23 protein-coding genes and 1 pseudogene are annotated in these 18,682 nt (G+C 58.9%); 5 read left to right on the top strand and 19 right to left on the bottom strand.

Features of this window, described 5'->3' with window-relative positions:
* Positions 1-368, top strand: a pseudogene (locus THALAR_RS18980) (calcium-binding protein); the annotation flags it as partial.
* Here the strand turns inward: THALAR_RS18980 and THALAR_RS18240 are convergent.
* From THALAR_RS18240 to THALAR_RS17820, 16 genes are all read right to left on the bottom strand, one after another.
* A complete protein-coding gene (locus THALAR_RS18240; protein ID WP_040819611.1) occupies positions 342-761 on the bottom strand; it encodes a hypothetical protein in 420 nt (139 codons plus the stop codon). The pseudogene THALAR_RS18980 and the gene THALAR_RS18240 sit on opposite strands and share 27 nt — an antisense overlap.
* Positions 762-1,144: 383 nt before the next feature.
* A complete protein-coding gene (locus THALAR_RS17885) occupies positions 1,145-2,230 on the bottom strand; it encodes a type IV secretion system protein (RefSeq protein WP_021103008.1) in 1,086 nt (361 codons plus the stop codon).
* A 14-nt stretch (positions 2,231-2,244) separates the two neighbouring features.
* Positions 2,245-2,646, bottom strand: a complete 402-nt coding sequence (locus tag THALAR_RS17880) for a hypothetical protein (RefSeq protein WP_040819609.1) — start codon at positions 2,644-2,646, stop codon at positions 2,245-2,247.
* The gene (locus tag THALAR_RS17875) at positions 2,643-2,855 is read right to left on the bottom strand and encodes a hypothetical protein (RefSeq protein ID WP_021103006.1); all 213 of its coding nucleotides are present in this window, start codon (positions 2,853-2,855) and stop codon (positions 2,643-2,645) included. Before THALAR_RS17875 ends, THALAR_RS17880 begins: the two co-directional genes overlap by 4 nt.
* Positions 2,852-3,841 carry an ATPase, T2SS/T4P/T4SS family gene (locus THALAR_RS17870; protein ID WP_021103005.1) on the bottom strand — a complete coding sequence of 330 codons (990 nt, stop codon included), beginning with the start codon at positions 3,839-3,841 and terminating at the stop codon, positions 2,852-2,854. Before THALAR_RS17870 ends, THALAR_RS17875 begins: the two co-directional genes overlap by 4 nt.
* A gap of 2 nt (positions 3,842-3,843) precedes the next feature.
* A complete protein-coding gene (locus THALAR_RS17865) occupies positions 3,844-5,238 on the bottom strand; it encodes a TrbI/VirB10 family protein (RefSeq protein WP_021103004.1) in 1,395 nt (464 codons plus the stop codon).
* Positions 5,238-5,930 carry a TrbG/VirB9 family P-type conjugative transfer protein gene (locus THALAR_RS17860; RefSeq protein ID WP_021103003.1) on the bottom strand — a complete coding sequence of 231 codons (693 nt, stop codon included), beginning with the start codon at positions 5,928-5,930 and terminating at the stop codon, positions 5,238-5,240. Before THALAR_RS17860 ends, THALAR_RS17865 begins: the two co-directional genes overlap by 1 nt.
* 1 nt (position 5,931) lies before the next feature.
* A complete protein-coding gene (locus THALAR_RS17855) occupies positions 5,932-6,585 on the bottom strand; it encodes a virB8 family protein (RefSeq protein ID WP_021103002.1) in 654 nt (217 codons plus the stop codon).
* An 18-nt stretch (positions 6,586-6,603) separates the two neighbouring features.
* Complete coding sequence (locus THALAR_RS17850; protein ID WP_021103001.1) at positions 6,604-7,437, bottom strand: Minor pilin of type IV secretion complex (VirB5); 834 nt, start codon at positions 7,435-7,437, stop codon at positions 6,604-6,606.
* On the bottom strand, positions 7,437-8,525 hold the full coding sequence (locus THALAR_RS17845; RefSeq protein WP_040819623.1) for a lytic transglycosylase domain-containing protein: 1,089 nt from the start codon (positions 8,523-8,525) through the stop codon (positions 7,437-7,439). The genes THALAR_RS17850 and THALAR_RS17845 overlap by 1 nt, the downstream gene beginning before the upstream one ends.
* A gap of 58 nt (positions 8,526-8,583) precedes the next feature.
* Positions 8,584-8,751 carry a hypothetical protein gene (locus tag THALAR_RS18650; protein ID WP_169788558.1) on the bottom strand — a complete coding sequence of 56 codons (168 nt, stop codon included), beginning with the start codon at positions 8,749-8,751 and terminating at the stop codon, positions 8,584-8,586.
* Complete coding sequence (locus THALAR_RS17840) at positions 8,748-11,129, bottom strand: VirB4 family type IV secretion/conjugal transfer ATPase (RefSeq protein WP_021102999.1); 2,382 nt, start codon at positions 11,127-11,129, stop codon at positions 8,748-8,750. Before THALAR_RS17840 ends, THALAR_RS18650 begins: the two co-directional genes overlap by 4 nt.
* Entirely contained in the window at positions 11,119-11,397 is a 279-nt protein-coding gene (locus tag THALAR_RS17835) for a type IV secretion system protein VirB3 (protein WP_021102998.1), read from the bottom strand. Before THALAR_RS17835 ends, THALAR_RS17840 begins: the two co-directional genes overlap by 11 nt.
* 10 nt (positions 11,398-11,407) lie before the next feature.
* The gene (locus THALAR_RS17830; RefSeq protein WP_021102997.1) at positions 11,408-11,674 is read right to left on the bottom strand and encodes a TrbC/VirB2 family protein; all 267 of its coding nucleotides are present in this window, start codon (positions 11,672-11,674) and stop codon (positions 11,408-11,410) included.
* Between the two features lie 14 nt (positions 11,675-11,688).
* Entirely contained in the window at positions 11,689-12,318 is a 630-nt protein-coding gene (locus THALAR_RS17825) for a lytic transglycosylase domain-containing protein (RefSeq protein WP_021102996.1), read from the bottom strand.
* A gap of 43 nt (positions 12,319-12,361) precedes the next feature.
* Positions 12,362-12,805, bottom strand: coding sequence for a hypothetical protein (locus THALAR_RS17820; RefSeq protein ID WP_245622493.1), 444 nt, complete (start codon positions 12,803-12,805; stop codon positions 12,362-12,364).
* 88 nt (positions 12,806-12,893) lie between these two features.
* Between THALAR_RS17820 and THALAR_RS17815 the strand changes: the two genes are divergently transcribed.
* Both THALAR_RS17815 and THALAR_RS17810 read left to right on the top strand, forming a co-directional pair.
* Positions 12,894-13,181, top strand: coding sequence for a hypothetical protein (locus THALAR_RS17815; protein ID WP_021102994.1), 288 nt, complete (start codon positions 12,894-12,896; stop codon positions 13,179-13,181).
* Between the two features lie 37 nt (positions 13,182-13,218).
* Positions 13,219-13,578, top strand: a complete 360-nt coding sequence (locus THALAR_RS17810) for a hypothetical protein (RefSeq protein ID WP_040819603.1) — start codon at positions 13,219-13,221, stop codon at positions 13,576-13,578.
* Between the two features lie 103 nt (positions 13,579-13,681).
* Here THALAR_RS17810 and THALAR_RS17805 read toward each other — a convergent pair whose 3' ends face one another.
* Both THALAR_RS17805 and THALAR_RS17800 read right to left on the bottom strand, forming a co-directional pair.
* Positions 13,682-14,479: a hypothetical protein gene (locus THALAR_RS17805; protein WP_021102992.1), complete on the bottom strand. Its 798-nt coding sequence runs from the start codon at positions 14,477-14,479 to the stop codon at positions 13,682-13,684.
* Between the two features lie 120 nt (positions 14,480-14,599).
* Positions 14,600-14,848: a hypothetical protein gene (locus tag THALAR_RS17800; protein WP_021102991.1), complete on the bottom strand. Its 249-nt coding sequence runs from the start codon at positions 14,846-14,848 to the stop codon at positions 14,600-14,602.
* 299 nt (positions 14,849-15,147) lie between these two features.
* Here THALAR_RS17800 and THALAR_RS17790 point away from each other — a divergent pair, with 299 nt between their 5' ends.
* Both THALAR_RS17790 and THALAR_RS17785 read left to right on the top strand, forming a co-directional pair.
* Entirely contained in the window at positions 15,148-16,797 is a 1,650-nt protein-coding gene (locus tag THALAR_RS17790; protein ID WP_021102990.1) for an RcgA family putative transporter, read from the top strand.
* A complete protein-coding gene (locus tag THALAR_RS17785) occupies positions 16,797-17,744 on the top strand; it encodes an alpha/beta hydrolase (protein ID WP_040819597.1) in 948 nt (315 codons plus the stop codon). Before THALAR_RS17790 ends, THALAR_RS17785 begins: the two co-directional genes overlap by 1 nt.
* Before the next feature lie 147 nt (positions 17,745-17,891).
* On the opposite strand, the gene THALAR_RS17780 is transcribed toward THALAR_RS17785, so the two are convergent.
* Positions 17,892-18,682, bottom strand: a 791-nt coding sequence (locus tag THALAR_RS17780; RefSeq protein ID WP_040819595.1) for an IS30 family transposase, incomplete at its 5' end; no start/stop codon positions are given.

Raw genomic sequence — 18,682 nt, 5'->3', positions numbered from 1 at the left:
TGAACGGAAATGACGGCAACGACACGCTCTACGGGGAAGCCGACGCTGACCTTCTGCGTGGCGGTGGCGGGAATGATATCCTCGATGGGGGCGATGGCAATGACCGTCTGGAGGGTAATGCCGGATCTGATGTTTTCGTGTTCAAAGGCGGATTCGGGGTCGATTTGATCACAGATTTTAATGTTTCTGTTGTCGGCGAGATAATTGACCTCTCGGGTGTGACCAGCATCACCGACTGGAGCGATCTAAGCACCAATCATCTGACGACTCTGAATGGGAACGCGACGATATTTGATGGGATCCGTAGTAGTATAGAATTGCAAAATGTGAATATCTTGGATCTAACCGAGGATCAGTTCGTGTTCTGAAGACCAACAGTCCGTCGTCAGGGTTTTTTGGAACCAATGCGGGCCTAAACTGATTGAGAGCTCGTCCGACCTGTCGGTCTCGTTTTTGACGATTGTGATCTTTCCCTTCTGATAGCAAGAGATATGCTGCTGCGAGAAGGTTGCTTCTACAAATACACCCTGCTGTTGGGTGGGAAGCTTCACTGGCTCTCGCAGATCGGCGAAGGCAAACGGCAACTGGAACACACATAGTACTCGGTCTTCTGGAATATCTTCATGCCACTCGGCTAGCTCACACAGCTCATCTTCACTCGTAGCGGCAACGCCAAGCAGATGATCGATCTGGCTTCTCACCTGCCCTGGGAGAAGCGGGTTCAAAGCTCTGATTTCGTCGATATCCCAAGAAGAGGTCATAACCTACGGTAGTCGGATTGAACCGCGCCACACAACCATCTGAATTCACATCGCGATAGCCAAAACTCGTACGTTTCTGTCACCGGCGATAACCACCGTTTCTGCCCGCCAGATTTATCGAGAGCCGACGCTAGCGCAGCCGCAGCGAAAAAGCGGTTTGTCCGCTTGTGAGACATATGGCGCCCGCGCGGCGAACGACCACTTTAGGAAACACCGTTGCATTGCCGTTCCGCAAAGCCACTATTCATATTGCGCGGAACAGCGGTCAGTTTTCGGATTCGAACCCTCTACGCACCGAACGTTTCTTGAAGTTGCTGGAATTCTGGCACCAAAGTTTAAGAGGGCCTAGGCGACTCAGCGGCGGCCTAGGCAGGTCAGTTCAGCTACCGACCTATGCGCCGATTGCGGTCTTTTTGCGCTTGATAGTCTGGTGCTGTGCCGGAACTTGGGTTGCGTGTACCCGCTTGCGTGTTTGGTGGTGGTCTTGTTCCGTAGCTGCGCTCGGGCATGCCTGACACTCCAAAAGCGGCGCGCAAGCGCAAGGCGGCCACTTCCGACCCGCTTGCGTTGCCCACTAGATAACGGTTGATTGCTTGCTGCGATCCCAGGGCAGCCCGGCTGAACGCATAGCTACCTCCAAGCCCACCTGAAATCGCTGGCATCATGATGTTACCTGATACAGCCCGAACGATGAACGGTGTTGCGATAATGAAACCCTTTGCCATCAGGACCATCATGAAGAATGGGACAAGCGCGCCAATGTTGGGAGCAGCCGTTGGATCACCCAGTTCCCCCAATAGCGACGTGGAGACGCCAGTTATGGTGGAGAACACTCCGGCAATGATGATGGGATACATCGCAAATGAAACCACGGCCGAAAGCCATCGCGCGAAGTAGTCCTTCGTCACATCGAAGAGCGTGAGGAAGATCATGATCGGCGCCAAACCGAGCAGCAGCGCAATCATCAAGCGTGACGCGACCATTAAGAACGCCGCAAGCGCGCCGAGTAGCGACAGAAGGAAGACTCCGAGGTTGGAGAGGATCGCCCCGGCCATCCAGTTCAGTTCTTCACCTGCGGCGTTAAGGTAGTTGCCGAAGTCAGCAATCATCTCGTCGAACTGCTCTGCATAGGTACCAGACGGGCCGGGTGTGCCCCCGCCAACAGCGGCGATGAGTGATCCGGCTATGCTGTCGATGCCGTTCAAAATAGCTGAAGAGAGCGCATTAAACTGGGTCCAGTTCTGCGCAAATATCCCTATCAGAATTATTTTGACACCAAGCCAAAAAGCCGTCCGTCCATCCATGGCCCGATACTGGAATACCATGTTGATGCAAACGAGGATGACGACGAGACTGACGGCAACAGTCGTTATCGTTCCAACTGTTGCGGCCACCGCTCCAAACTGTGTCTCGGCTGAGTTATCCAAGAAGCCTTGGGCGGTATCAACAAGGTATGAAACGACGCTCATGACTTTCTCCTAAATCACCAGTTGCCTTCTGCTTCACAGAGTTCCTGGACGAAGCGACGCACGGCAGAGCCTTGATCTTGAAAATCACGGCGGGTTTGCATTGCCTCGAACTGTTCGAGATGGAGGAAGTTGTCGTTGTAGTGCTGGACAGCATTGGACCATGGCGGAAACAAGGTGTTGCACTTGCAATCACCAGAAGCAGCAACACGCTGGTATCCTTCAAGACGGTAGATCGACTGTATTAGAAGCCGTTTGTTGCTCTTTCGCACATGCAGATTTTGCAACCACTCAGGCTCGGGCGGGCGCTGCTGACAGAACTCATACTCGCTGTCCATTGTGGGTACTAAGTTCTGAGCAAAGGCAGTCGCCGAGGAAAAACTAATCGCCGTCAATAGAAGTACGTTGCAGATCTTCATGCCCGCTTCTCCGCTTTTGACTGCATTTCCTCTTCGGAAAATTCATACTGCAAGAGAACCGTATACATCGGCTGATGGCTCTGAAATTGCGTCATTGAAACAATTTTCCAGCCGTCCAGTGTGTATTTCGAGATCTTGTCTTCCATCTGCTGGTAGCTGAATTTTTTGCCACCGGTGAACGTCAGAATCTTTGGCATGTAGCTTTTCATGTATAGGCCTCCTTTTCCAATTCGATACCGGGCAAATAGAACTCCGTGATCCCCCGTTTTCCGTCTTCACGTCCGGCTTGAATGATCACATCGATGGAGCTTTCGATGTAGTCTATCACGTCGCGATAAGGGATCGGGACCTTGGTCTTGAGGGCTGCGATCGCTAGGCGCTGAACCGCCAATTGGGGGGTTTCGGCGTGCAGCGTGGTCATCGAGCCGCCGTGGCCGGTGTTGATGGCTTCCAGAAAGGTCATGGCCTCTTTTCCGCGGACTTCGCCTAGGATGATGCGGTCGGGCCGCATTCGGAGGGTGGCGGTGAGCAACACGTCAGCCGTCTGGTTCATGGCGTCCCGGTTCGAGATCAACGTCACGGCATTCGGCTGTTTCGGCAGAAGCTCGGCGGCTTCTTCGATCGTCACGATCCGCTCGTCATCATCAACATATGACAGGATCTTTCGCGCTGCGACGGTCTTGCCGGTGGAGGTGCCGCCCGAGACGATCATATTGAGCTTGCTCTCGACGCAATGTGAAATCGCTGCATCGATATCACCGCTGACGACCACCTCGCGAAGTTGGCGGTTCTTCTCCTGACGCAGCTCCTCCAACTTCCGCTCTTTGCCGTAGAGGAACCCCAGTTCAATGGTCTCAAGAGGCAGGCTCGAGAAGAATCGCAGGCTGATCGACATGCCACGGCTGACCGCAGGCGGTGTGATGACCTGAGCACGAATTGGGCGATCGCGATAGGTGATCGAGACCGAGACGATAGGCCGGTCCTTGGAGAGGGGCGTGGCAGCATCCGAAGCGATCTGGTTTCCCAAGTCCTTGATCTGATCCACGGTGAAGGTCTGACTGAGACGATGCATGAAATGATCGCCCTGGAACTCGCCCCAGCAGGACCCGTCCGGGTTGATGCAGATCTCGATGACATCCTCGCGCTTGGCATCTTCCAGCTTGTCGATGGAGGCCTGGAGATAGCTGAGTGACATCGTCAGAAGATCTCCAAATCCCGGTCCACCATGACGGTGATCCGCGCGCCCTGGTTGACATAGATGACAGGGCCGATCGAGAGGTATTCACCGATCACGCTGTCGGTTGCGTCGGCCAGATCGTCGCCAATGTTTTTGAGGACGTCTTCGGAGAGTTCATCTTCCGTCTCATTGGCCGCAACGGTGGGTGCGGCAGAAATCAACGAGATCAGCGCGGCCGAGCCGAAGCGTTCGGCAAAGCGCGTGTCAACAAAGCCTGTGGTACCCGAGCGACCGAGCTCGTCGGCCCCGAAAGCGCTGATCTGGATCGTCTGGTCGTTGGGCAGGATGATCCGATCCCAAGCGATTGTGAGCCGCCTTTGGGCGATATCCGCCCCTGAGCGATACCGCCCGATCAGCCGGGATCCGGCGGGGATCAGAAGGCGGGTTCCGTCATAGCTGTAGACATTTTCGGAGGTGATTGCGCGGACCTGGCCGGCCAACTCGCTCGTAATCGCGTTCTCGAGCGCGGCCTGGATCACCGTCCCCTGGATCACGGTGTTCGCCGGGTTCGCAATAACTTCGGATCGGGTGACAGGGCTCGGGAAGGCCCTGTTCAGGACGAAGTCGGTGACTTCGCCGAAGGTACGTTCTGCCAGTTGGGTACCATCTGTGCCGCCGGTCGCGCCGCCGAAGGCGGTGACGGGCGAGAGGATCCGGCGCTCCTGGAAGGCGCGCTCTTCCTCGGATCGGCGTTGGAGCTCGGCAAGACGGCGTGCTTCTTCCTCACGCCGCAGTCGTTCTTCTTCCAGCCGCCGGAGCTCTTCCTCGGTGGGACCAGACGGGGCAGGGGCGGGCTGTTGGGCCTCAAGGCGGGCGAGATCGAGGTCCATGCGCAGCTGTTGCAGCGCTCGATCACGGGCTTCCAGCTCATCCGCGAATTGCTGTTGCGCGGCCTCCGAGGCCTTCTGCAGTTCTGCCAGTTGGGCGGTCAGCGCGTTGATGGCCTCCGCCGCGGCCGTGTCTTCTTCGACCACCGGATCCGGGGCGTTCCGAAGCTCTTCGATCTGCGCTTGGAGCGCTGCGATCTGGGCGAGCAGTTCGGCATTCGGTTCCGGTGCCGGGGCAGGGACTGCCACGACTTCCGGTTCCGGCGGGGCAGGCGGCACGAAGGGCTCGATGGTGCCGAAGCCATCCCCTTCGGGTTGGAACTCGTCTGGTGTGGCCGTGGGCAGGGCTACTTCCTCTTCGGGCTGGTTCAACAGGTAAAGGACGGTGCCGCCGAGACCGACGAGCGCGACGACAAGAAGGGCCATCAGAGGCGAGCGGCGGGTTGTGGTCCTTGGGCTGCCCGAGGCGCTCGCTTCAAGCCGGGCGAGGCGTTCGGACATGTCAGGTTGGTTCGGCTTGTCGCTCATCACGTGCCTCCCGTCAGTGAATTGGCTTGAATGCAGACGACGGTATCGCCGAGGCGCAGCACCCACTGGGCATTCACGCCCGAGACCCGGATCACTCCCGGCTCAGTCGCTTGCGTATTGACGGTGCGCTCGCGTCCGTTTGAATATCGGAAGATCGCCGGGACAGGCGCGTTGCCGGCAAACTGGAAGAAGGTGAATGTGCCGTCATCCCAAACACGCGCGGGCGTGATTTCCGTGCGGTCGCTGGCTCCATAGTTGTAGTTCGGGGCTTGCGCCGCGACGGCATTCTGGGGGCGACGCTCGTCTTCCGGATAGTGGAATTGCACCACGTAGAATGTGGGTGTCGAGACCTCCTGGACGTTGAAATAGTAGCTCCGCCGGTTGGTGTAGACGGTGACGTTGGTGTGGACACCGCGGGCGAGCGGCTTGATCGCGAAGGCTTGGCCGCCGGGGACGCCATCGAGCTCGAACCCTTCGGTATCGCCCGCCAGGATCGAGCGGATGGTTTCGCCCTCGCCGAACTCGATGGTGGTCACATGGGTGAGCGAGACGTTCAGGCGAAAGACTTGGCCCTCCTGATAGGTGGCGATGCGGACGCGCGGATCGTGCGTGCCACGACGGGGCGTGGCCTCGGCAAGCGCGCACGAGGCCGTGAATACGAGGATGAGAAGGAAAAGCCCAAAGCGACGCATATCAGTTCTCCAATCTGTCGGACCGGATCGCGTATTCGAGCACGGTGAAGCCAAAGGGGTTGGTCCAAACCTGATCGATCGTGCGTGCGGTCTCGGGTCGGAATTCGAAGAGGAGCGTTGCGGTGAAATGCCCCGCCTGAATGCCTTGTATCGAGGTAAGCCGTTTGCGCAGACGCACGGTCGCGCGGTTCTCCCCGATCAGGTTGATGCTCAGAACTTCGACATCGAGCGTGGAATCCTCGCCGTAGACCGTAAGTGGATATTGAGGGTTCGCGCTGTTCCATTGTGCCCGGACAGAAGCTTCTGCCCGGCCATCGGAGCGCTGCAGAACGCTGCGAATCCGCAGATCATTGTCGAGCTGGTTGTAGGCCTCTCGGTCGGCCACATAGCGGAAGATCTCCGCCTCGATGATGGCCTGGTTGGCGGTCACTTGCGTGGCCCCCACCGAAGCTTCGGGCAGGGCAAATCCGGTCTCGGGATCGTAGGGCACAACAACAGGCGGCGGATCGAAGTCGAGAATGGCGACCATCACTGCGCCGAGGCAACCGACCAGCCCGAATATGATCCCGAGCAGCCCCAAGCGCTGCCAGAGCCGTTCGCGACGCAGCGCGCCGTAGACCAGTTCCTCTTCAATGATTTCGCGTTCGCTGTCCAAAGTCTCGTGCCTCGAAAATCAATCGCCCAAATCCGGAATGGTGAGTTCCATGAAGTTCTGTTCCTCGGCGATGGTGGCGGCATCGATGACGCCGCCGGTGCCGTCGCCCACGGTCTGCACGGCCTCGAGCTGCCACATGGCGACAAGCGCTACGGCGAGTTCAGCGGTGACGCGGGTGTTGAGATCGACACTTTCCTTGAGCTCGTCCATGTCATCGATCAGGCCGACGAGCCGATCTACGCGTTCGAGCGATTGGCCCGCATCGTCGTAGCTGTTCTGGGCAGCGGCGGAGACGAGCGCGCCGGTGGTCGCTTGTGTGGCTATCCGCTCGGCCCCGGCATTGCCGCTCGTGGCCATCTCCCGGAGCGTGTCGTCGTCAAAGCCAAGCTCGGCCAGCACGCGGTCCATCTGGGTTTCGATCTCGGCCGCGCCTGAGCCACTGAGACCCGAGAAGTCGCCTGTGCGAATGGCATGAATCGTGGCTTGGATGTCCCCGAATTCCTGATCGAGGATGCCATTGAGCTCAGCTTCCATTTCAGTGGCGATGACTTCGGGAAGTTCCGCGAGGCGGGTCAAAGCCTCATAGGTGCGCTGAAGCTCGGCCAGTTGATCGGTCAGTGTGGTGAGCTGTTCGCGCAGCTGCAGGAGTTGCTCGTTCTGCAGGATCTCGTCCTCGATCATCTGGCGCAGCTGCTGGATGTTTTGGGCAATGTTTTGCGTGTCGACCACTGGGACGCCTTGTGCGGTAGCAGAGACTGGGAGCAAGGTCGCGGGAAGGGCGATACTGCTAAGCGGCAGCAGCGCGGTGAACGCAAGTGTCCGGAAAGTCTTGAGACTTGGGTAGGCGGGCATCAGTCCAGCTCCTCTATGATGAAGGTCATGAAGTCTTGTTCCTGCATCCGGGTGGCAGCGAGCCGCATCTGCTCGGCACTAAGAGGCTGCGTGCGCGCGGCCTGGAGACGCGTCATGGCAGCGATGAGCCGGACCAGTTCGGCGCGGGCGTAGGTGTTGAGCGCCATCGCTTCCTGCACGTCGGCAGTGCTGCCGATCCGGGTCACGATGTCGCGTACGCGAAGGGCGGCCTGTCGGATCGCGGTGGGGGAATTGCTGCCGTAGAACGCCGCGCCTGCACCGGTGAGGGAGAGGTTCGAGTTGGCAAGCAGGGCCGGGTCGATGGTCCCGAGCGCCTCTATCCCCCCGATGCGGGCAAGGTATGAATTGTACTGCTGGGGGATGACGGTGACGTAATGCTGGGTTTCCCGGAACGGTGGCACACCGCCGTACTCGATCACACGACCGGGTCCCGCATTGTAGGCCGCAAGCCCGAAAATGATGTTGCCATCGAAGCGCGCGAGCTGGTCTGAGAGATACCGCGCACCGCCGTCGACCTGCAGATAGGGGCTCGTGCGGTATTCCGGGTTGATCCCGAGATCGCTGGCGGTCCCGGGCATGATCTGTGTGAGTCCGTAGGCGCCCACGGGACTTTCGGCGCGGATCACGAAGCGGCTCTCCTGCCAGATCAGCGCCTGGAGAAGCGCGCGCCACTGGACGACCGAGAGACCGGCGGCAGAGACCCCGGGCCGCCCGCGGGTTTCCTGGGCCACGCGAATGATGAGTTGCTCGATGTTCTCAGCGGCATCCCCGAACATCTGGTCGCCAGCGGGGTTTGGGTCGATCTCGGCGGTGCCATACACAGTTGCGGCCGAGCGGTCGGCATCTCCACTTCCGCTTTCGAGGTCCGTGACCATGCCCGTGATTGAGGCGCTATCGAAGCTGGTCTGGGCATCGAGGATTGCATCGAGCATCGCAAGCTGTTCGCGTTCGATCGCCGTGATCTGTTCCTGGACAGTCAGCGTCTCGCGCTGCACCGCCAGATCAGCTTCCCGGTCTCTGGTTTCGATCAAATCGCGCGCGGTAAGCCCACTGTCATTCACGGGCACTCCCTGGGCCAGCGCGACAGTCGTCGCGGCGAACAGAAGGAGCGTGGCGGCGAATGGCCTACTCATACGTGCGGGCCTCGAGATCGGGACCGCCGAGCGCATCAAAATCACAATCGAGTGGAGCAGGACCCTGTGAGACGAGGGCAAAGCAGTTGGCCTCTGGCTCGCGGTAGTTCGAGCAAGCGGCCAGCGTGCAAATGAGCAGGACAAGGGAGAATGTCTTCATGGCTGGAGCCTCCAAAAATCAGGTCGGCCGCGGTAATCGGCGCCGACGAGCTTTTCGCCGGCCTCCATGCCGCCAAGGATTGTGAGGTTCGGCCCAAGAGCGCTCAGGTCAGCGTCGACGACCACCGAGCCCTGATCATCGCGGATGAGCGCGAGCCGGGAGTTCGTGCCGGTGTTCAGCAGCGTATCGAGCTCTTTCTGGTAGAGATTGAGCATCTGATAGTCCGACGCATTGGCCCGGATGTTCGGCAGCAGCACTTGGGTTGGCACGGCCTCGACGATGGTCTTGCCCGTCCGCGTGCGTTCCAACTGGCTCGCATACTGGGTCATCATCACGGCGACGGTGTTCTGTTTCCGGGCGGTGACGAGCCATTGCGAGAGCCGCTCCGCGAAATATTCGTTGTCGAGCGCCTTCCAGGCCTCATCGATGATGATGAGCGTGGGGCGGCGATCCTCGATCTTCCGTTCGATCCGGCGGAAGAGATAGCTCAGGACAGCCATCCGCTCCTTGTCGCTTTCGCTGTCGAGGATGCCCGTGAGGTCGAAGCCGACCATGTTGCCATCGAGGGAGAACGTGTCCTCGAGGCTGTGTCCGAAAATCCAGCCGAACCGGCCCTTCTCGGCCCATTCGAGCACCCGCTGGTTCAGATCCCCCTCATCATCCATCGACATGAAGAGCGAAGCGAAGTTCTGCCAGTTCCGGAGGCCCGGATCCGTGGCCTGGGCGTTCTGGCGTACGCAGTCCATGATCCGATTGGTCTGGGCCGGCGTCAGTGGCTTGTCTTCGCGGTGCAGGAGCGTGCCGAACCAGTCCGCGAGCCAGGCAATCCCACGACTGTCGGTCTCGGTCCAGAGCGGATTGAGCCCCGTGGGCATGCCGCCCTGGATCGTCGTGTAGCGCCCACCATTGGCACGCACGGCCATCTCCATGCCCTGCCGATAATCGAAGACGAAGACCCGGGCCCCGGCGCGTTTGGCTTGCGTCATGAGGAATGCGGCCAAGACCGATTTGCCTGAACCCGGGCGGCCCATGATGAGCGTGTGACCACTGGTGGGTTCTTTCTCAGGCAATCCCGTTTCGTGGAAGGAGAAGCGATATGCGCTCTTTTCCGGCGTGGGAAAAAGCGAGATCACCTTGCCCCAGGGCACCTCATCGCCTTGCTTGCCAAGCTGCGTGCGATGGAAAGCCGCGAAATCCGCGAAGTTGCGGTTGGTGATCGTGCTGGGGCGGAGCCGCTTGGGCTGATTGCCCGGATGCTGGCTGAAGAAGTGCGTATTCGCTCCGAAGCGGTCGCTCACCATGGTCACGCCTTCGCAGGCGGCGGCATTGACGATTTCGGCTCCGAGGGTTTCCAGGGCGTCGAGCGTTTCGGCAAAGACCGTGACCACCATGTGGTGATCGCCCATGCTGGCGCGTTTGGCTTCGAGATCGTCAGCAAGGAAGGAGAGGTTTTCACGGAGCGAGACAGCGGCATCATCGGCGGCCTGCATCTGTTTCATCTGCCGCTTGATCCTCGAGATCGTCATGTTCGTGTTCACGGGCGTGAAGGAATGTGTGACGATCATGTCGACGGGCAGGTTGAGTGTGTCGAACATCGTGCAGCTTGTTTGCTCGGAGTAATCCTTGATGGAGTAGCTCTTGCCATACCGACGGCCTGCCACGCCCTCGCTCAACTCGAAATGATCCCCATGAAAAGTAACGCGGGTATTCGCGGCGGAGGAGGCCAGGAAGCCGAACTGCGAGCTATGGTAGAGCGGGCGTTCCTGGCCGGTGTTCAGCGCACCCAGGAAGCCGACCAGGTCCCCGGTCTCGGCCGAGAGCACGGACGGCTTCAGCTCCGTCAGACCGGATGTGAAGATCCCGACGGCTTCATTCAACCGACGCAGCCGCTTCGCTGTCTCGTCTTTGAGCCGTTCGGGGGAGGGGCTCCGCATGAAGCTGAGGAAGCTCTTGTTCGGCGGGCGGTGGATGACGGTGAGCGTGAGCGTCTTGTCGCGAAGTCCGCTGGTTTGCATCTTGCCGCGCCAATGCGCGTCGACCATGGCGGCGAAGCTGTCGCCATCAATGGGCTCGAGGTCGACATGAATGCCCTTCGAGACCTTGTGGACATAGTAGGAAAACTCTTCGCCGAGCTGCGCGACGATCCGGGCGAAGAGCGCGCGCAGCTTGTCGAGGTAGTCGTCATCCTTGGTGTAGCTGTTGACCCCCGTGATCCGGACGCATTGGAAGAGCTCGTTGACCCGGGTGCGGACCGTGCGATCATCGACGAGACTCACGTATGGCAGCATGTGGGCGAGGTGCTTCTCATGCTGAAACCATTTTGGCATCAGAGTGCGCTCATCACGTTCGCCGAGCCCGCTGACGTCATCACGGGGCATAGCTATCTCCCCCATGGATTCTGCGGTTTCGGGTGGGTGGGGTTTCCTGCAGCGTGGTCATCGCGACATCGATGAAGCGCGGATCCCAGTCCGCAGCCTTCCAGAGGAGGGGATAGAGAACGGCCGCGATGCCCAGAACGACGAAGCTCTGGATCCAGACGAAGAGCAGGACGGAGCCGAAGAGCCAGACCACGGCATACATGATCGGCAGACCGAAGAGTTTCGGCGGGCGCACGAGGCCAAGAAAAAGGGGGGACCGTTCCGCCACGCCAACCTCCTCAGCTGAAGACCGCGGCCACGATCGTGGGCGCAGCGGCGACACCGGCGATGCCGACCAGAACCCAAAGGGCCTGGCGCAGATCGATGATGTTGAAGAACCAGCTCAGGAACACGCCGATGACCGCGAGCGTGGCAATGACGACGCCGAGAGGGCCGGTGAGCGCGTCGACGATGCCTTGCAGAAGATCCTGGATCGGCGAGAGGTCAATGGATTGCGCCACCGCGGGCTCAGCCAGCATGATGAAGACCGTCAGCACGGTCAGCATTCTTGGTAGGGGCCTCATGAGTTCTCTCCTTCCAGCCTGTTGAACACGGCCAGCACCCGCTGTACGTGGTTTTGCGTTTCTCGATAGGGGGGAATGCCATCATGCGCGCGGACGGCGTCGGGTCCGGCGTTGTAGGCCGCCAGCGCCAGTCGCGTGTCCTGGAAGGTCTCGAGCTGTGCGGCCAGATACCGTGCAGAGCCATCGAGATTGGCTCGCCAGTCAGAGGGATCGACGCCGAGCATCTCTGCGGTTCCCGGCATGAGCTGACCCAGGCCGATAGCGCCGACCCGCGACCGCGCGTTCGGATTGTATGCGCTTTCGATTTCGATGTTGGCGCGAAAGAGGAGGCGCCATTCCGTCACCGAAAGGCCGGATGTACGCAAACCCTGATGCCCGGCATAGCGTAGCGCCGTCTCGTCTATGGCGGCGAGGATGTCCGGGCGCGGGACCGCGATGCGTGGGGCGACCGCTGCGATGCGGAAGGTGCCATTGTCCGGCTCAAGCTTGGTCTCGGCGCTGTCTCCAAAGATATGCAGCGGCGCGTCGGGATCGCCCTGGTCCACGCCGTCATTGTAATTGCGTGCGAAACTGTCTTGGGCGTTTGAGGGGGAAAGCGATCCGTCGCTCTCCATCGTGAAGATCATCTGCGCGGTCGCGGCATGTGCCGCGAGCAGCAGAAGGACGGCGCTAGCCGTCGCTGTCGTCGTCGGGCGTGTCAGCCAAGGTATATGTCCAGCGCTGTCCTTCGTAGACCGGGAAGGCCACAACCGAGAAACCGAGATCGATGAGGAAGGACGTGAGGCCGGTGACGGTCTTGAAGACCCTGAGCTGGATAAAATCGCCATCGGGGCGCGCCCGGGCGGTGACGAGTTCCTTCTCGACCCCATCTTCGTTGACGGCGCGCAAGAGCCATACGCCATGCCACACGGAGTTCTTCCGGTAGGCACCCTGCTTGCACACGACTTCGACACTGTATCCGGATTCAACGAGCATCTTGAATCCCGCTTCTGTAACCACATTCGGCGCTTCTTTTTGTAAATCTATCGCCACGGCGCGCTCTTCCTGTCTTTGGCGCACCGGAGCAATTGGTTCCGATGAGCCATGAATACAATCATACTGTTTTGCGTGCAAGATGCTGTTTTGTCTTGCGCAAGCTTTCGCTCGACGCCAGTATTACGCATGGCGAGCCGCTTTCCTCAAGCATCGAGGGCCTAATCCCATGCGCAAACAGATCACCTGTATCTGCTATATCGCTGTATTATTGCGTCTCTGGCTTCCGGAGGATGCGATGGCCCAGACTTGCTATGCGCCGGAACGGCCATTCGTGCCGACCGATGCCAATGACATTCGCGCGTATGCGGACCTGATTCGGTCTGTCTTTGAGCTCTACATCGAGGATATCCAGGCGTATTTCCGCTACCTCGAAGAGGAGCGCGCGCGGGCCTTCGAGGAGGCACGGGCGGTGAGCGAAGACTACGGACGGTTTCTGCAAGTCGTCGGTCAATGACGCAAAAGCGGCTTTTTCGGCAAACAACTGCGTGGAGATGATCAATGGATGGCAGTGCGGAGATGGCAAGCTGCGGAACAAGCGCTCGGTTCCGGCCTCCGGTTTTCTCGTGGGATGGATTACTGTGAACGTTTTGCTGATCATCGTGATCTTCAATTTCGAGGCTGGGTCTGAAGTGGAGACGCGCGTGGATTTCGAGGACGAAGCGGCTTGCCAGGCAGCAGCGTTGGACGCCTTCTTGGCGGTGGACAAGAACGCTCAAATCCACGCGATAGACGTGCCAGCCGGGCAGGAAATGCTGGAAGGTACGATGATCGTCTACGGCGAAACAGGTGGCGAGATTGGCATGTATGCCTGCAACGTGTCGCGTGCGACTTTGCAGAGACAAGACGGATAGGGGACCTCGATACATTCAGGAGCCAGAATAGCGCGCGCAGGCGGCTGGCCCGAAGCGACGGAAGCTTGTGCACTTTGCGCAAGCACGCGGAACGCCTTGCTGCCTAGTAGTTGACCTGCTCGTAACCGTAGTTGCCTACGTAGTCGCGCCACTCCACGAAAACCGAACGATGCCATATATCCGGGCAATGATCGCCATAGCGCTCGATGCCGACATGGGCGTCGGGAAGAGCATCGATGCTGCTCCCAGTCCAACCGTAGTCGCCCTGCGTGCCGTAGCTGCCGAGTCGCACACTCGCGTAGCGATTGCACTCGCCCTCTTCGCCACTTGCCCGTTGACCTGCCTGGGTCTGAAAGACGCGGATCGAGCGGACGAAGTTGAATTCCGGACCGCTGATGTCGATATCGGCGCGATCCTGTGCCAGTTTCAGCGTAAACCCTTCAGGCAATGGCGTTGCGTCGTTACCCGTGACATGGAGGACAGCAGGTAGTGGTTTCGGAAATGTAGGGGCAGGGGCGCTTGCAAGGCTTTGGTCGCTTCCTGTGACTTGGTTCCCGGCGTCATCGACTGGGAAAGACTGAAGCGGGGCGGACTGATCGAGTTCGAGAAGGATTTCGTAGATCCGCTCGCTGGTGAGAGAATCCGGATCGGTCTTGTATGCTGCACCCATTGGGCAACGCCAGATCTGCAGGGGAGGCTCCACTGGCCAGGGTGTGATGCGGCGGATGAACTCGGCACGCGCGCGGGCACAAGGGGCCGATGCTGGCCAACCGCCCGACAGGCAAAGAAGTATTGCGCAGTCGATCTGATACGATTGAGCGTTGGCTGGCACCGGTCCGCCGGTCGTCAAAACCGTTGCAAGGCCGACCGCGAGTGCGTGTGGCGTCAGTTTGGTTGGCATAACGCTATCTCCTCATCTACATTCGGGGTTTACGATACTACAGTATTGTTGTATCAACTCACGTATTGGCGGGTCGGTCACGGCTGACCCACCGAGCTGTAAGAGAAGGAATATGTTCAATTACAGTTTAAGAATGGGCCTTTCCTTCGCCGCTTCTATTTTTGCGAACGCTTTGATGTTGGAGGGGGTACTTTGGCAAAACCTGCCACGGTCGATGTTGGGCTCGATGAAGTGCACCTCGCGTTCGCCGGTATTCCAGAGGAAGGTGAGTTCGCCGGTGTTCCAATGGTAGATCCACCCGATGACCTTGTGAGGGTCTTGCCCGTAGAGGCGCGCGATTGCGGCAGCTTCGGTTCGTTCTGGTTTCAAGACGCAATCCTCCCAGCAAAACGAAGCAGGACGTCAAAACGCGCCGCAATTGGCGCCAAAGTATGTCGGTCATTTGGTGCCAGCCTTATCAAGCAGGACTCCGACGGACTCCCCGGCGCCCTTGACCGATTGAGCTCCGAGAGTCTTCTCTGAGCTCATAACCGCGTAACTTGATACTTGGACGAGGCCGTTCACGAGCGCGGCCGTCCCACACCCTGAGATTGCATTGACTTGGCGCAAAAACTCACGAAGTGACATGAAGCCATACGAAAGATACCGAAACGAAAGCCGACACTGCATTGATCCGGAACGGTAAATATTTCGTCCGCCCGGAGCGCGGCGACGGTGATTTCAAGGCACTATTCAGGAGCCTTGCTTTGGTTGGAGCTGGCCGCCCTGTTGACGAGAAGGGAATTCCTCAGGGACCCTGGACGCCCGATCTACTTGCCGAAGCCATCTCGCAAATCGATGCAAACCAATCGGGTATCGAACTGCGCACCGTCCAGCACTGGTTTCAGGACAACAAAAAGGGCATCAGCGCAGAAAACATCCGATGGCTGGCGCGCATATTCGGTTGCGATGACCCAGATGCAACGAGCGCATGGCAAGCGGAGCTGAGTGCGGCCAATCGCCGGCTGGGAGCAAAGCGACGTGAGGTTCAGCGGATAGGCGGTTCCAGCAAATCGACCAGTCCGGAGACCTCACTAAAGAAAGGCACTCCTTCGGCGGTCTTGAAACGCGACCTGGTTCCCAGAAACATGGAACCGCGACGCTGGCTCGCAAGGCGGACGGAAGCGATGTTTGATGGGCAGAACGCTTTAAACTTGCCGATTGTAGTTTGGGCGGGTAGCGCCATGCTCGCGTTCCTGTCTTATGTCATCGGCACGCACAGCATCACCTACTACCCGGTCCCGGGCCTAGAGAAGCAAGTGGGCTTCCTGTGGGCACCGAGCTGGACAGTGGACAGGATAGTCTTTGTCGCGTTGTTCCTTTTCATCACATCAGAAGTGCTTCATCGTTGGAAGACTGATTGGCGACCATCAGTTGCAGTCGGATGTGAGTGGGCGAGCCACAACGAATGGGTTCGACGGTTAAACGATCTCTCGCACATGTTCGGGGTCATACTGGGTATCTGCGCGCTGGTGGTGTTCTTTGGTCAGTGGCTCGGAGTATATTGGCCTGTGCTGATACGTGGCGTCGGCGGTAGCTCTATGGTGGATTGGATTCTCGTGGCAATCGAGCGGCCAGACGTTGTCACAGTCCCGGAAGCGATCGCCGTGTCCGGCGTTGCTAACCTGTACTCCTGTTTTGTCTACTGGGCGTATTTCTCGGGACTGCTGCTCCTATTCGCTGTGGCTGGAGATTTTCACGCGCTGGCTGGTTCCCCGGTTGCAGAACCAAGCTACGATCGGATCCTCGGCGTCTTCGACATTGGAAACAATCTGACGAGAGCGGTTTACTGTTGCGCGATGCTCGGGATCCTGTCCGCGACCAGCATCAAGTTAAACGCAGCCTATCTGATATCCGACGGCCAGAACATCTTGGCTTGGCTGCTAACGGATATGTTGACAGTCCTGGGCGGTACCGAACGGCGATGGAGCTTCCTCGAACAGACCGCGTGGCCCTACATTACAAGCTTTTTCGTCTTCTTCGTTACCGTCTTTACCTATTTCGCCTGTTTGGCGCGGATCCAGTCCGGTCTCGCGAAGGCGTCGCAACACTTTGCAAGATTTCACCCCACGAAACTCCAACGCAGCCGCGAGCTGATGCGAACGTCTCGAAGCACATGGATCAGACTGAGTGGCGCCGTCGGCCTGCTTGCGGTCAACTTTCTCCTGCTGGGCGCTTTCAACGGATTTTCATATCTTCTTATTCTCAGCGTCGTCGTTGCGGTTGCCACCGTCTTCTCCAGTGATGCCAAGTCTCCTGCCAATCCGGGACGCCTCTGATGGTACCTGCGCCGTTTAACGCCGATTTGGCACGGGCCCCGAACGGAGAAGCCGCCTATTGGATACGTACCGATGATGGGGTTCGCCTGCGCATCGGAGTTTGGAGAGCTGATGATGGGCGCAATGGTACCGTTCTGCTGTTCCCGGGGCGCACACAGTATATCGAACTTCACGGACGGACGATTGAGCACCTGCAGCGTCTAGGTCATGCAGTCCTGGTCGTGGATTGGCGTGGTCACGGACTTTCTGACCGGGTGGCTGCCGACCGGAACATGATCCACGTAGAACGGTTCTCCGATTACCAGAAAGACGTCGCCTCGCTGTCTCAGGCGGCCGAGGAGCTTGAATTGCCCAAACCCTGGTTTCTGATCGGAAGCTCCATGGGCGCATGCATCGGCCTGCGGGCCTTGGCCAACGGTCTGTCAGTATCTGCTTGCGCGTTCACAAGTCCAATGTGGGGCATTGGGCTGAAACCCATGGAACGTGTTGGAGCCTGGACCGTTTCTAGAACATTCTGCGCGATCGGCAGGAGCCAGACCTATTGCCCTGGCCACAATGCGAAGAACTACGCCAGCTGTACCGCCTTCGAAGGGAACAGGATTACCAACGACGGTGACATGTATCAGCTCTGGCGCGATCAGGCAGCGGCGAAGCCCGAGTTGCAGACCGGCGGGTCTAGTATGGGATGGCTCTATCAGGGATTGGCGGAGTGTCGAAGCCTGTCAAAAATCCCTGCCCCAAACGTTCCCTGCATTGCATTTTGTGGCGAACAAGACGCCATCGTCGACGTCCGCGCAATACAGGATCGCATGGCATCCTGGCCGAATGGAGAGTTGGAGATGATGCGCGACGTTGGACACGAGCTACTTCTGGAACGCCCCTTGGTACAGGAGCGAATTATGTCGAGGCTATCCGACCTGTCCGGGATGGTAGTCAAATGCGGGTGAGGGTCCTGTTTCCGCGAATCAATCATTGGAGAGGGCTCCGGCTAGCTCCGGTCGAACTACTACGTAAACTATTGATTAACAATAATATTCGCGACCATCGTACTGACACAGCCTATGAAGGCTCAAGTCTCGTTGCGACAGATTCCTCTATCTCAGTTTTATCATTTCTTCTGTGAAAGCTTCCGTTGGGGTGCGCCATCCCAGGCACTTTCTGGGTGTGCCGTTCAGGCGCTCGCAAATCGCCTTTATATAGCGATTTGAGAGCGTCGCGAGCTGAGTGTTGCGGGGCAAGTATCGGCGCGCCCGCTTGTTCAGGTTCTCGACCGATCCCTTCTGCCAGGGGGCTTGCGGGTCACAGAACCAGGCTTCGGTGCCGATCCCCGGCTTCAGCTTGCGCCAGTTCCGGAACTCGATCCCCCTGTCGAAGGTGATTGAGCGGCGCGCGGGCAGGGGCAGCGGTACCATGACGTCCATCAGCCGGTTCATCAGATGCGTCGTGCTGCGGTCGTTGTTGCGGAACAAGACGGCAAAACGGGTCTTTCGCTCGACCAGCGAGGCGACGTTCGCATTGCCTTGAGCGCGCTCGAAGATCATCAAATCACCCTCCCAGTCACCGAATGTCTCGCGCGTCTTCACGTGTTCCGGGCGTTCATGGATCGACCGGTCCGGCGGAAATACAAGGCCCCGCGACCGTCTGGCGTAACGCGGTTTGCGTTTCTTGCGACGGCTGGGCAGATACCGCGCCAGCGCTTCGGATTGACCTTCGCGACTGTAGACATGGGCATAGATCGTTTCATGGCTGACGCGGATAGCGTGGCCTTCGAACCCAAGACGTCCGGCAATCTGCTCGGGAGACCAACCTTCTTTGAGGCGGTCGATTACCGCTTCACGCAACCCATCGGGCCGTATCAATTTCCGGCGCCGCGCGCGACGATCCG

Source organism: Litoreibacter arenae DSM 19593, from assembly GCF_000442275.2.
GTDB classification, from domain to species: domain Bacteria; phylum Pseudomonadota; class Alphaproteobacteria; order Rhodobacterales; family Rhodobacteraceae; genus Litoreibacter; species Litoreibacter arenae.
Note: the sequence above shows the minus strand (reverse complement) of the source record. Positions and strands in the feature narration are given on the sequence as shown.

Excerpts from the sequence above, each read along its gene's own strand:
- THALAR_RS18240 (WP_040819611.1), bottom strand. The coding sequence starts at position 761 with ATGACCTCTTCTTGGGATATCGACGAAATCAGAGCTTTGAACCCGCTT.
- THALAR_RS17885 (WP_021103008.1), bottom strand. The coding sequence starts at position 2,230 with ATGAGCGTCGTTTCATACCTTGTTGATACCGCCCAAGGCTTCTTGGAT.
- THALAR_RS17880 (WP_040819609.1), bottom strand. The coding sequence starts at position 2,646 with ATGAAGATCTGCAACGTACTTCTATTGACGGCGATTAGTTTTTCCTCG.
- THALAR_RS17875 (WP_021103006.1), bottom strand. The coding sequence starts at position 2,855 with ATGAAAAGCTACATGCCAAAGATTCTGACGTTCACCGGTGGCAAAAAA.
- THALAR_RS17870 (WP_021103005.1), bottom strand. The coding sequence starts at position 3,841 with ATGTCACTCAGCTATCTCCAGGCCTCCATCGACAAGCTGGAAGATGCC.
- THALAR_RS17865 (WP_021103004.1), bottom strand. The coding sequence starts at position 5,238 with ATGAGCGACAAGCCGAACCAACCTGACATGTCCGAACGCCTCGCCCGG.
- THALAR_RS17860 (WP_021103003.1), bottom strand. The coding sequence starts at position 5,930 with ATGCGTCGCTTTGGGCTTTTCCTTCTCATCCTCGTATTCACGGCCTCG.
- THALAR_RS17850 (WP_021103001.1), bottom strand. The coding sequence starts at position 7,437 with ATGCCCGCCTACCCAAGTCTCAAGACTTTCCGGACACTTGCGTTCACC.
- THALAR_RS18650 (WP_169788558.1), bottom strand. The coding sequence starts at position 8,751 with ATGAAGACATTCTCCCTTGTCCTGCTCATTTGCACGCTGGCCGCTTGC.
- THALAR_RS17840 (WP_021102999.1), bottom strand. The coding sequence starts at position 11,129 with ATGCCCCGTGATGACGTCAGCGGGCTCGGCGAACGTGATGAGCGCACT.
- THALAR_RS17830 (WP_021102997.1), bottom strand. The coding sequence starts at position 11,674 with ATGCTGACCGTGCTGACGGTCTTCATCATGCTGGCTGAGCCCGCGGTG.
- THALAR_RS17825 (WP_021102996.1), bottom strand. The coding sequence starts at position 12,318 with ATGATCTTCACGATGGAGAGCGACGGATCGCTTTCCCCCTCAAACGCC.
- THALAR_RS17815 (WP_021102994.1), top strand. The coding sequence starts at position 12,894 with ATGCGCAAACAGATCACCTGTATCTGCTATATCGCTGTATTATTGCGT.
- THALAR_RS17810 (WP_040819603.1), top strand. The coding sequence starts at position 13,219 with ATGATCAATGGATGGCAGTGCGGAGATGGCAAGCTGCGGAACAAGCGC.
- THALAR_RS17805 (WP_021102992.1), bottom strand. The coding sequence starts at position 14,479 with ATGCCAACCAAACTGACGCCACACGCACTCGCGGTCGGCCTTGCAACG.
- THALAR_RS17785 (WP_040819597.1), top strand. The coding sequence starts at position 16,797 with ATGGTACCTGCGCCGTTTAACGCCGATTTGGCACGGGCCCCGAACGGA.